General features: G+C 45.4%; 10 protein-coding genes. 7 read left to right on the plus strand and 3 right to left on the minus strand.

The window, feature by feature from the left end:
• Nucleotides 1-157: 157 nt before the first annotated feature.
• From ACIFSR_RS08105 to ACIFSR_RS08115, 3 genes are all read left to right on the plus strand, one after another.
• Nucleotides 158-2962 carry a hypothetical protein gene (locus tag ACIFSR_RS08105; protein ID WP_430056528.1) on the plus strand — a complete coding sequence of 935 codons (2805 nt, stop codon included), beginning with the start codon at nt 158-160 and terminating at the stop codon, nt 2960-2962.
• Nucleotides 2963-2986: 24 nt separating this feature from the next.
• Entirely contained in the window at nt 2987-3934 is a 948-nt protein-coding gene (locus ACIFSR_RS08110; protein WP_430056530.1) for a YbjN domain-containing protein, read from the plus strand.
• Between the two features lie 171 nt (nt 3935-4105).
• Nucleotides 4106-4402, plus strand: coding sequence for a DUF3502 domain-containing protein (locus ACIFSR_RS08115; protein WP_430056533.1), 297 nt, complete (start codon nt 4106-4108; stop codon nt 4400-4402).
• A 65-nt stretch (nt 4403-4467) separates the two neighbouring features.
• On the opposite strand, the gene ACIFSR_RS08120 is transcribed toward ACIFSR_RS08115, so the two are convergent.
• Nucleotides 4468-5649, minus strand: coding sequence for an NAD(P)/FAD-dependent oxidoreductase (locus ACIFSR_RS08120; RefSeq protein ID WP_339205607.1), 1182 nt, complete (start codon nt 5647-5649; stop codon nt 4468-4470).
• A gap of 36 nt (nt 5650-5685) precedes the next feature.
• A complete protein-coding gene (locus tag ACIFSR_RS08125) occupies nt 5686-6126 on the minus strand; it encodes a DUF1641 domain-containing protein (protein ID WP_054025638.1) in 441 nt (146 codons plus the stop codon).
• 454 nt (nt 6127-6580) lie between these two features.
• Here ACIFSR_RS08125 and ACIFSR_RS08130 point away from each other — a divergent pair, with 454 nt between their 5' ends.
• A complete protein-coding gene (locus tag ACIFSR_RS08130) occupies nt 6581-6904 on the plus strand; it encodes an MGMT family protein (RefSeq protein WP_430056536.1) in 324 nt (107 codons plus the stop codon).
• A gap of 133 nt (nt 6905-7037) precedes the next feature.
• Nucleotides 7038-7499 (plus strand): hypothetical protein, encoded by a 462-nt coding sequence (locus ACIFSR_RS08135; protein ID WP_430056539.1) that lies wholly within the window; start codon nt 7038-7040, stop codon nt 7497-7499.
• A gap of 187 nt (nt 7500-7686) precedes the next feature.
• Here ACIFSR_RS08135 and ACIFSR_RS08140 read toward each other — a convergent pair whose 3' ends face one another.
• Entirely contained in the window at nt 7687-9927 is a 2241-nt protein-coding gene (locus ACIFSR_RS08140) for a GDYXXLXY domain-containing protein (protein WP_430056541.1), read from the minus strand.
• 260 nt (nt 9928-10187) lie between these two features.
• On the opposite strand from ACIFSR_RS08140, the gene ACIFSR_RS08145 reads away from it, so the two are divergent.
• Together ACIFSR_RS08145 and ACIFSR_RS08150 are read left to right on the plus strand one after the other, a co-directional pair.
• Nucleotides 10188-11636 (plus strand): DEAD/DEAH box helicase, encoded by a 1449-nt coding sequence (locus ACIFSR_RS08145; protein ID WP_076266428.1) that lies wholly within the window; start codon nt 10188-10190, stop codon nt 11634-11636.
• Between the two features lie 34 nt (nt 11637-11670).
• A complete protein-coding gene (locus tag ACIFSR_RS08150; RefSeq protein WP_430056543.1) occupies nt 11671-12231 on the plus strand; it encodes a class I SAM-dependent methyltransferase in 561 nt (186 codons plus the stop codon).
• Nucleotides 12232-12241 lie beyond the last annotated feature (10 nt).

The raw sequence follows: 12241 nt of genomic DNA on the forward strand, positions 1-12241 counted from the left end.
CAAAACACCACTAAGGGAGGTTTGATCATTCCTTGTGGTGTTTTTTTACGTAAAACAGTTCTTTAAGTCTAGTAACCCTAGTGTATAATAGTAATATGTTCCATTTATTTTCATCATATCCGTTTAGTATATAAGACTATATAGAGGTGGGCCGTCCATGCCTTTTTTCTCACGAAGCTCGAATCCAACCGTTGCTAAACCAAAACCAGCTCCTCCAGCGCAAAGCACTGCACCTGCGCAGCCACAGCAATCGCCTCAATCACCGGTTGTGAATCCTGGGCAGCTCCTGCAATTGCAGCAGACGGCAGGCAATCAGTCTACGAGTGCACAAGTAGGCGGAGCTGCGACTGCCCCTCAGAAGTCACCTAAAGATGTGCGAAAGGATGAGCTCAAAGCAGATCGTGATGCGCAGGTCACTGTCAAACCACAGCAGCTCTTTGATGGGCTTATTCAGCAAACGAGTCAGCATATACATACGTTCTTAAATAGTGATAAACAAACAGCATCGCTAAGAGCCAGTCTGCAGGCTAAAGCCAAGACGGCGGTAGAAGCGAATATCGATCAGAACGGTGTAGCAGAGGCCCATGAGAAGGCAGATGAAAAGCTTTATGCTGCAGAACATGTAGCTGCAAAAGGCATCGTATCCGATACGTTAAAGAAATATGCGAGCGATACTGTCGTGAGCAAGCTTCCATCGAGCCAAAAGAGCCTGCTGGCGAATAAGTTCATTGAAGGCTATAACAAGACGGAGGCAAGGCCTGAGGTTCCTTTAGCTAAACAAGTGTTAGCTGCGAACGCACAGGCGACGAGGGAGGCAACTGCTGAGGCTGAACGGTTGTCTAATGTATCTCTTGCACAGATTAAAAAAGATGCTGTGGACAAGGTTAAGCAAAGTGCAGCATTTCTCGATAGCAGTGTAAACGTTGGCGATTTGGGTAAGGCAGAAGTGGAAAATCGGCATCAAATGGATAGTACGCTTGTTCAGCCAGCTGTTATTAATACGGTTTATACGAATAAGCTGTATGAACCCATCAAAGAAGCTGTCGTTATGAAGCTCGGCGTAGGACGAGGCGCTTGGCGAAGATCCAAAGAACTTAATGCATTCCGTCAGAAGATGAAAGATGCTGCGCGAGAGCAGTCGAGAACGGATATTGACAATCAATTGGACACGAATGCACTAACATCGGGCAAAACGCAGCTCGATAAGAAGTTTACCGGCATGATGGCAAAGAAGGAATCACATGCAACCTCCAAGGGCTCTGTCGATGCAGCTATGACTACTGAGGCAGTCAATATCACGAAAAGAGTGCTGCCTGAAGGGGATATTAAGAAGCTGCTGAAAGAAGCAGCACAAACCTCAGCATATGGCGTAGCACGTACAAACGCTCCGGGTGTAAAAGTAAATGAAGCTGCTTTAGTTGGTGCTGAGAAGAAAGCGATTGAACTGCTGAAGAGCAAACAAACCGAAGCGGTGAACGCTGTTCGAAGCATTACGAAAGGCGATAAAAAGGTGCCAGGCTCGAAGCCGGATGCTGCGCAGCTTGCGGCACTTGCTGAGAAAACGAAGGAGCAGGTTACGGCGGATGATATAGCCGGCAAAGCCATTAAAAAAACAGTAGAGGCTCCTACGCTAAACAAAGGGCTCTTCGTTATAGGCAAGGTGCTTGATCTTGCCGCGCCGAATATTGGCGACTCCAGCTCGTTCAGCTTTGATTTGAAAATACCCGTTCATGCTAGCGGCGTCTATGTTCTGTTCGGACTGGCAGGCTCGGTAGGCAGAGAAGACAAAGAATTAACGATGGCTGCTGAAATTACTTTCGGAGCAGGCTTCCAGTCGTTTGGCTTCGACGCCAATTTCCGTGCGGGCTTCTTCCTAGAGAGTATAGGAACGGATTCAGCCGGTGTCATGAATTTAACCTCGTACGGTATGTACAGGCAAATAAGAAACATTTCCGATAGGGCAGCGGATTATCTCTGGGGTATGGGAGGTAAGTCCGGTATGGCCGAGGTCGAAGAAGCGGAAATATGGGCAGCTATGATCGAGGAAAAGGAGCTGCAAAAAGCAGGCAATCATGTTGATATTGGCTTAACCTTTAAGGGAGAGGCTGAAGCGAATGCAGGGGTAGCCGAGATGGGAGCAGCCCTTGGCTATAAGTTCTTAGGCCGCTTTGACAAAGAAGCTCTTGAGAAACAATCGCCTAACGGATTTGGCGGAGCAACGGATCTGACGAAGCTGAAGGAAAAGGCAGCAACCCTCCGCAGAGGTATGAATGTGCATGTTATGGAAGCCTCTGCCGAAGCGAAGGTGAAGTTGGGCGGCAACGACATCGCCTTTGGACTCGAAGCAGCAGGTTCCGTCATCAATAATAATTTGAGATCGCTCGAAATTACAGCTAGCGGCTCTATTCCATTCCAATTCGGTGAAGATGCGGGCGAATGGGTGAAGATTGCATCGAAAGTAGCGACACCTGTAGCTGGCTCGGCCAAAAATCTCGTTGGCCTTATCACTAGCAAAGTGAAAAAGGATAAGGATCTGGTGGCGAAGGGTGCAGGCTCAGCTTTGGATACCGGGACGGATCTGTTATTTGTAGTTCCGCAATTTGAAGCAGCCGGCAAAAGCCTTGCCTCAAAAATCCAAGGCGACGAAACCGTCAATGATACGATTCGCGGTTGGCTAACGGGTGATTCAAGTGCTAGCGCGATTGAACAAGGCAACAAAATAGCGCTCGCAAGCTCGCTAGATTTGAGTATTGGGTTTAGCAAAAAGTGGGATAAGGATAATAAGTCCAAAGGCTGGGAAATTGCATTGGAAGTTACGCAAACGAAGTCATTCGAAGTGGAAGCAGGCATCGTGAATGTAGCGGTAGAGAAGTCCAAGCGACTTGGAAAGCTGCAATATGAGCAGGATGCGAGTGGATCGGGATCCATTTCAGGAGAATTGGCAGGGCACGAAATAGGTTAATATTTGCTAGGAGTGATCGTAGTCATGTCCAAACAACATAAGTATACGGGAGATACAAGCATTACTACAGAGCTGCCGATAAATTTCCATACGCTGACGGGAGAGTTAGTGCCTGCTGTCTTGCGAAAAATTAATTTTCAAAGCTTCGAGGAGTCGCTTTCTTGTCAGATGATGATCGAGGTTAGCGGCCAAACTTATCAAGATATTATGGAAAACGAGTGGTTTAACTTGTTCGCCAGCATGAGGACAGGCAGCAGCACGGCTATGGATGAGAATCAGCCCGTAGAAGTTCATGTCGCGCTAAGGCCAAGTCTGACGAAGCTGGCTGCTCAGCATGGATTCGATGCAGAAGCTATATTCGATAGTGTGCGCTCAAGTACGGAGCCAACGAGCAAGCTGCTGAGCTTAGATCATACCGAGAGCTGGCTTGCGCTGGGATTAAAGCAAAGCGTCGTTTTGCCTGAAGCGTTGAAGGATGAAGGCATCTTAAAGATAGGATTCAGGACGGCGTGGGCTGCAGAAATGGATCAAGGAAATTCAGTACCCGAAGAGCCTTCTATTGCAAATGGGGCTTTGAATGAGCATATCACATCATTTCTAACGGACAATGAACTGAAATATGAGGTTATAGACGATCAACTGTACAAGCTTATATTTACTAGTAGAGGCGAAAGCTGGGTTGGTCTCATTCGGATCGAGGAAGTCCAGGATTATTGTGCGGTGTATTCCGTCTATCCGGAGCTCGTCCCTGAGCATCAGCGCCAGGAGCTTGCCTTGTTATTATTGAACGAGAACATGGACTTGTTAAGTGGCAGCTTCGAGCTGGATGATGAGGATGGCGAGTTAAGATTCCGATCTTCCTATTATGCGGGGAAAACGTATGATTCTGAGGTATTCAGCAGAATACTCGGCAATCACCTTGAAGCGGTAGAGTCTTATTTTTCTGAAATTCGTGAAGTGCTTAAACGCTAATATCATCGATAACCAAAGGGCTGATTCTGGGTACAGCCAAACCTCATACCGATGAGGTTGTCCAAAAAGTAAATGAGAAGCTGAAGGCTGACGGCGTTAACGTTAAGCTGGAAATAAATTTTATTCCTTAGGATGCTTGGGATCAGAAAACTAATCGGCAACATTAACTACATGTTGTTTGATGTGAAGACGCCGGAAGATTATTTGAAAATGCAAACGACAGAGCCTTCGAATCCAGTTGAATTCTCACCTGTTCTTGGTTTCCGCCTCAATACGGAGCCGATTGCTGTTGAATATGCGAATGTGCTATCCGAAGTGAAATCGAAGATCATTCCAATTAAAATGGGCGTGGTATCCTACGATAAATACTTCCCGGCAGCTCTTCAAAGCTTAAAGGCTGCTGGATTAGACAAGGTTGTCGCTGAATATCAGAAGCAATTTAAAGAATGGCAGGCATTGCAGAAGTAAGGTTAGCTGAAGGGTAAAACAAAAAGAAGGAGGGCCGCTGCCCTCCTTCTTTTTGTTTGTGTATATTAGTAAGCTAGTGCGAACAAACCGTGAATATGCGACAAGTAACGAACGTTACTTGCTTCCTTCATTAGGGAAGCAGGCAAGCCCTTAAGCTGAGTCGCGTTGCCGCCGATTGTGCCCACGCCATCTTTACGGCCAAGGCTGCCCAGTGTTCCGGAGAATACAGGTACAAACTTATCCATAACGCCGCCTTTGATTTGAACCGCTAGGTTGTAGCCTACCGTTTCGCCCATTTGCCAAGCAAGCTGAGCTGTTGGAGGGTAAGGACGTTCGCTGCCTTCTGGGAATACAACTGCGCAGTCGCCAGCAAGGAATACATCAGCGTGTGAAGTCGATTGAAGCGTTGGTGTAACAAGTGAACGACCACGGTCTTCTGCAAGACCGCTGCTGCCGACAACTGGATTACCTTTAACGCCGCCAGTCCAAATGATTGTGCTGGATTCAATCGTACGACCGTCTTTAAGCGATACGGAGCTTTTTGTCGCTTCTGTAATCGCTACGCTAGTGATGAAGTTAACGCCACGTTTCTCAAGGCTTGTTACAGCGCGATCGATCAATACTTTCGGGAAGATTGGCAGAACGGCAGGGCCGGCTTCTACGCAATACAGCGAAATATCATTGAAGTCGATGCCTTTGCTGCGGCAAACCTCAGGAAGTCTGTCAGCGAATTCGCCAACAAGCTCAACGCCAGTCAAGCCGCCGCCGCCAACAACGATTGTTGCGTCAGCTTTATTGCCTGATTTTTTGTAAGCGTCAAGACGATCTTCAACATGCTTGCGGATTTTGTTAGCATCAGCAACGGATTTAAGAACAAGGCTGTTCTCTTCCAATCCTGGAATGCCGAAGTAGTTTGTTTCACTTCCAAGTGCTACAACAAGAGTGTCGTACTTTTGCACTTGTCCGCTTTCAAGAACCACTTGCTTCTCGTTAGGTTTAATTTCTTTAACCGAGTCAACGATGATGTTAACTTGTTTGTCGCCTAGAAGCTTGCTAAGCGGTAGAGCAACTGCTTGCTCAGCAATTGTGTCCCCAGCAAGTCTGTGCAGCTCAGTAATGATTTGGTGAGTTGGAAAACGGTTTACGATTGTGATGCTAGCTTCTGCTGCAGTCAAATGTTTGCGTGCTGTTAGAGCAGTAAGAAGACCGCCATAACCGCCACCAAGAATTAGTATTTGCTTCGACATGTTCATCCTCCGTTCGTTCTATACGTATTCGGTGTATTATACTTTATCGTTTTTGCGTTCAGACAAAACACTTAGGAAAGCTTGCGCGAAACGAAGCGTTTTTTGAACTTCCGGATCTTTAAGCATTTTCAACATAGCGAATAGGCCAACAGAAGAGTTAGCCGCTTCTTGCGAGCGCTCGCCAGCTTCAATAGCTGCTGTTGCGATACCTTTTGCTTTCTCTTGAACCGGTTTAACGAATTCACCGATACCTTGAGCGAAATCGTTGATCAACACTTTGTCTGTAGCGATGTTTTGTGCAAAATCATAAGCTTTGGTCATTAGAGTAACCATTTCAGCTAATTTTGGCAGGCTGTCCACGAGTACAGTTAGAGACTCTTGAACCTCCGGCTTCATCAATTGATCAAGTACATCCAACGTTTGTTTTTCTTCGACGAGGCTAGCTGCAACCTCTTGTCCAGCAGATGGTTGTGACATAATAGAATGTCCTCCTTTACGTAAATTTGAAAGTAAGTTGTAGTCTCAATTGTGTCAGCCGCTAAAGATAAAGATGCATCCTGAAAGATTGTTACACTTTTCACATAGTTATTCGAAAAATGTTTATGCGGACGTAACAGTCTTATTTCTGCGTGAGGCAGAAGGATGTGAATGCGCGTATGACGTAATCGGATTAAACCCTTTGTTTCTATTCTACATCGTTTTCACCAAAAGTTAAAAAGAAATTTATTGCTTTCGGTAAAAAGATTTGGAATATTGCTGTCATTCAGGCATATAGCTGCTGTTCGTTGATTAATCATCCAATTTATGGATATTAAATCGAATGATGTACCGTGATTTTAAACGCTTTATCGTTCAATAAGCGTAAATGAAGCGCAATTCAGTTATGATAATAAAAAACAATGATTAAAAACATACATAAAGGAGTTCTAATATGCAGCCCTATACGCAAAGAGTTGTATCCATCATTAAGGCGATTCCGGAAGGCACCGTAATGACGTATGGTCAAGTCGCAGAACTGGCTGGCAATCGCAGGGGGGCAAGGCAGGTTATCCGAGTTCTGCATTCGATGAGCGGCATTTATAATCTTCCCTGGCACAGAGTTGTTAATGCAAAAGGGGAGATATCGATTCAAGAGGAGGAAGCTCGTTACATGCAGATCTTTTATTTAAAAGAGGAAGGCGTTTCAGCAAGCGAGAACGGGCGAATTGATTTGGAAAAATACCGCTACAATCCGGAAAGAGAAGAAGAAAGATGACCTTACCCGGATGAAAATTATGTTTCTTCGCGGTTAAGCGGCTGCGATTAACTTTTTCTAATGAAGCCCCATTTGAAACCCCGTATCCGAACCTTTATTATGGTATAGACCATTCGGAAGGGAGAGAAAGAACATGACAACAGAAATTGCACCGGGAAACGTTAGAAACTTCACTGTTTCCACCGAAATCTTTTATAACCAAAGCTTGGATATTTATTCGCAAATGATTTATATCGTACTCAGCTCAAGCACGGCGGATTCCGCATCGCTCACCTTAGACGAGGTTGCCAAAAAAGGCCGTATGACGACAAAACTTGCAATAAAAGCGATGCAAGCCTTAGTTGACGAGCAGCTAATCCCACATAAATTGTTCCGTAAAATGATCGGTGAATTCCAGGATGATCGCTTATCTTGGGCAGCCAAAGGGCTGCTCACGTATTGCAAGGAGCATAAAAACATTACATTGCCTGAGCTCTTAGCATTATCAGATCAATCTGGCGAGGATGAGATCAGCATTCGGAAGGCATTGATGGAGCTGGAGAGAAACGGTTATTTAGAGGAATTTACGGAATTGAACAAATTGATGCACGGATAGTCGAAAGAATATGCAAAAAAGCCATCAACGTCCTCAGCAAACGGTAGCAGCGTTGTTGGGCAAATATAAGCTAAGTAGAAGCAAATGAAATATTTCCTTCTATTTTGAAAGAAGCAGGACCTTCACAGCTGTTGCGCTGTATAGGTCCTGCTTCTTTTTTTGTTTATGGGCGGTCAATTATACAGCACTATTCTTTCGTTAATTTCTCTAGTATAGCGTCGCCTTTTGTTCCAACCATTACATACGCAAAGCGGGCATTTTGCTCCGTTTCCAGCCCAGTGCCTTCGGGTACAAAATAAGATTCTATGCCGTACTGGATGTTTCTCCAGCCGCTAGTGGAACCGTTAATAATGATTTCCTTGTCAGCTAAAGGCTCACCTTTTTTATATAAACGATCCAAGTTGTATACGCCGCCGGCACCTTGTTGAAGCACAACCTTAATTCGGCTGTTGCTTGGACGTCTTTCCAGTTCCTGAGTGATGTGATCTGGCGGTACCGAAATATTATATTGGAGCGCTACATAATCGCCTTGCAAAATGGATCGTGGATCAAGCGGCACGATGGCAAGCTTAATCGGAGTGCCGCTCGAGAGCAATATTTCGCTTACTGCGGCATGGTAACCGACATAACCGAGCTGCAGCACTACAACGATAGCAATGAGAGCGGGGCTTCTGCGCAGCAATCGGCTGAATGAGTCCGCTTGTTCAGACACTGCTGCGCGTGTTCTATAGGCGTAAATATAAGTAGCTGCTATGATAATCACGCCAAGCAGGGCGAGTGTAATCGACTTGTGCAATAACGTCCAGAACAAGTCGTAATATTTGAACGCAAGGAAAATGAACCAGAATACGAAGCTTATGGCTGCTTCAAGAGCTTGGCTGCGCCTAACAAATAGAAAGGCTGCGATCGTAACTACAATGAAATTCAATATATTAAATAGCTCATATGAGTAAGGGAAAATGTTATCCATAAAGGTTAGCCAAAATAGAAGCAGCAAAGTAAAGAACCAACCGCATTCTCTTACATGAATCTTGAAGGCGCCTTCTCTGAGCAGATGGTGACTAGCGTAAATGACTGCATTGAGCGACGTCACGATGAACACGATGAAGGAAGCTGCATTATGAACAGATCCAAATAACTGAAACAGAAGAATAGCGATATTGATATTCAGTAAGGTATAGATAAAGAAATGCGGTACCCTTCCTTGCCATTTGAACCATCCGACCAGCAGTACCGCTATGAAAAAAATAGATAAGGCTGAAGTATCAATCCAAGCGGTAGAGATAAGTCCAGCTATATATCCAATCGTAAGCACGGTGTAGCGTACAGCCGTATTTAAGCGAGTCAGCAGCAGTGTTGGAATAATAAACAGCAGTGACACTACAAATAAAATGTTTTCGGGCGGGATTTCACCAGCGGCTAATAGTACTAAGCCTACTAAGGAGATACTGCCAATCAAAACACCGATTACGGTAACGATTGTGAATGCGATTTTGCCAACAAGAGTGCTCTTATGTTCTTCTGATGGATGGGATGCTTGGTCATCTCGTTCATTAGAGCTTGACTGATGCTTGCCGAGCTTGTTTAAGTAACGGAAGAAAAAGACGTTGGCTGTGAGTAATAAAGCGACAAAGAGGAGTCCGAATATAAAAAACAAGGTGGAATAATGCTCGGACATCAGCTCGAAATATTTAAATACAGCGAAAGCGGAAGCAGCTAGCGCGTTAAGGGTAAGCATAATTTTGTCCAGACGCACTTGGGTGAAATAATAGAATCCGAACGCGATTGCCGCAGCGCTTGCGACGTTCATCCATGCGCCATAATGTTCGTATAGATCGGAACTTGTCAAGACGAGCAAAGAAATATGAAAGGCAATAAAGCTAATATATTTAAGCGGCGCTGATGTGAGACGTTTGGCTTCTATTAATGCGAATAGAATAAGATTGATAAGCGCAAATAACCAGCCAATCAACAAAATTTCTTGGTCGCTATGGACGATAGAATACGCGCTTGGGAAAAAGTATTGCCACAGGGTTAGATGAACGAGTATATAGGCAAGGATATAAAAAGGATTAAAGCGGGTAATGAACGCGAGCAGCAGAGCAGGAATGGACCAAACGAGAAACAGCTCATAGGTGTCCGCATGTGAATTATATATTTGATTTAGAAGGGCAACCGCCACGCCAAACGCAACACAGCCGCCGACTAGAAAAGTAACAGACAAAAAATCGTGATGCCCAAGCATTATTTTCATTTTGGAAAAAACGAAAGCTGCGCCATAGAATAACACCATGATGCCGGCTGACGCGAGAATTTTATCGGCGCGGACTAGGCCGCCCCAGTTCGCCGCGAAGAAATAGATGATGGAAGCAAGCAGAAGTGAAACGCCCATTAGAAATCCAACACGTGCAACATTTAATCGAAGCATAGCACTCACAAGCCTTTCTAGTTGATCTTGCTTTTATTATAATGACCCAATCTAAAGTGAACTAGTACTCACTTTTTGTAGTACTGCCTTGTTTAGAGCGAAGCAAGCTCTTATACGATATAACCCGATTTAGCGGCTGATCTAACAAATAAATTTTGAAAGCGGGGCTGTACAAAGGTTTATGAATCAAATGGGCCGTTATTATGCTATTCTTAAGGTTACGAAAGATTTAACTACTAAAGTGCGGAAGAGGTCTATAGATGAGTGAAATAAAGTTTGCGGATTATGCGTTAAGCCAAGAAATCGTTCGAGCGTTGGAGAGCCTGTCCTACGAAACGCCAACAGAGGTGCAGCGAGAGGTTATTCCCGTTGCGCTTGAGCAAAAGGATTTGGTCGTTAAATCACAGACGGGCAGCGGTAAGACAGCAGCCTACGGCATTCCATTATGCGAGCTGGTCGATTGGAACGAAAACAAACCTCAGGTGCTTGTGCTGACACCAACGAGGGAGCTGGCACTGCAAGTCAACGAGGACATTACCAATATCGGCCGTTTCAAGCGAATCAAATCGATGGCCGTCTACGGTAAAGCGCCTTTCCATATCCAAAGAGCCGAGCTTAAGCAAAGAACGCATATGGTCGTAGGGACGCCTGGACGCGTACATGATCATATTGAGCGTGGAACACTTCCCATCGAACGAATCAAATATTTAGTCATTGACGAAGCGGACGAAATGCTGAACATGGGCTTTATCGAGCAGGTACAAGCTATTATTCAGCAGCTGCCTACGGATCGAGTGACAATGCTGTTCTCTGCAACGTTCCCTGAGGATGTAGCTAAGCTAGCGCATAGATATATGAACACTCCTGTACAAGTAGAGATCAAGGCAGAGGGACTTACGACTGCTACGATTGAGCACTCGGTTATTGAAGTGAAGGAAGCAGACAAGTTTAAGCTGCTCCAAGACGTGATGATCGTCGAAAATCCGGACAGCTGTATTATTTTTTGCCGGACACAGGAGAACGTGGATCAAGTGTTCAGACAAATGGCGGAGCTCGAATATCCGTGCGACCGCATCCATGGCGGCATGGAGCAGGATGAGCGTTTTGAAGTAATGAATGCGTTCCGCAGAGGGCAATTCCGTTATTTGGTTGCAACGGATGTAGCAGCAAGAGGCATTGATATTACGAATATTACGCATGTCATCAACTTCGATATTCCGCTGGAGAAGGAAAGTTATGTTCATCGTACGGGCAGAACGGGACGGGCTGGCAAGACGGGTAAAGCGATCACCTTCGCAGCATCTAAGGATGCAAGGCGTCTAGCTGAAATAGAAGGCTACATCGGATTTAGCATTAACAAAGCGAAGGCGCCATCGGAAGAAGCGGTTGACCTTCGCAGAGAAGATTTTGAACAGAAGCTCAATATCGGTCCCGTTCTCAAAAAAGACAAGCGCGAGCAGCTGAACAAACAGATTATGAAGCTTAACTTTAACGGCGGCAAGAAAAAGAAGCTTAGAGCGGTCGATTTTGTCGGAACCATTGCCAAAATAGAAGGCGTGTCTGCAGAAGATATCGGTATTATTACGATTTTGGATAATGTTACCGATGTTGAAATTTTGAATGGCAAAGGCTCGCTAGTGCTGGAGGTTATGCGAAATACGACAGTGAAGGGCAAGCAGCTGAAGGTTCGCAGAGGGAATAAGTCTTAACTAATCCTCTATGAAACAAGATAGGGAGATCATCGTGGAAAGCTTCATCTATCAGAATGTATTGCTGGTCGTGGCAGCTATCGTGCTGATTGCCTTGCTGTCCATCGTATATGCAAGCTGGCGGAACGGCATATCGCCTATGCCTTCCTCAGCGCCGGTGCGGCGGGTTGTAGTTGATGAGATCAGACGGCTGCAAAGCCGCGGCGTTATGGTGGAAGCGGGCTCTGGCTGGGGTACGCTCGCGCTTCAAGCGGGGAGAACCAGCAGAAACCTGCGGATCATTGGGATCGAAAATTCAGTTATCCCCATGTGGATATCTTTTATGGCTGCGAAACTCGAAAATCGGACGAATGTATCGTTCAAAAAGGGCGACTTGTACACATATTCGTACCGGGATGTGGATATGGTTGTGTGTTACCTCTATCCGGGTGCGATGCGGCGTTTAGGTCCCATTTTTCACGAGCAATTAAAGCTGGGTGCACATGTCATAAGCATATGTTTTGCGCTGCCGGATTGGGAGCCTGAGCGTATCCTTATTTGCCGCGATATGTATCGGACCAAGGTTTATGTATACAAGGTAAAGAAGACATCATAGCAGGAGGAGC

It is taken from the genome of Paenibacillus sp. NRS-1760 (assembly GCF_050467785.1).
In the GTDB taxonomy this organism is placed as follows: Bacteria; Bacillota; Bacilli; order Paenibacillales; family Paenibacillaceae; genus Pristimantibacillus.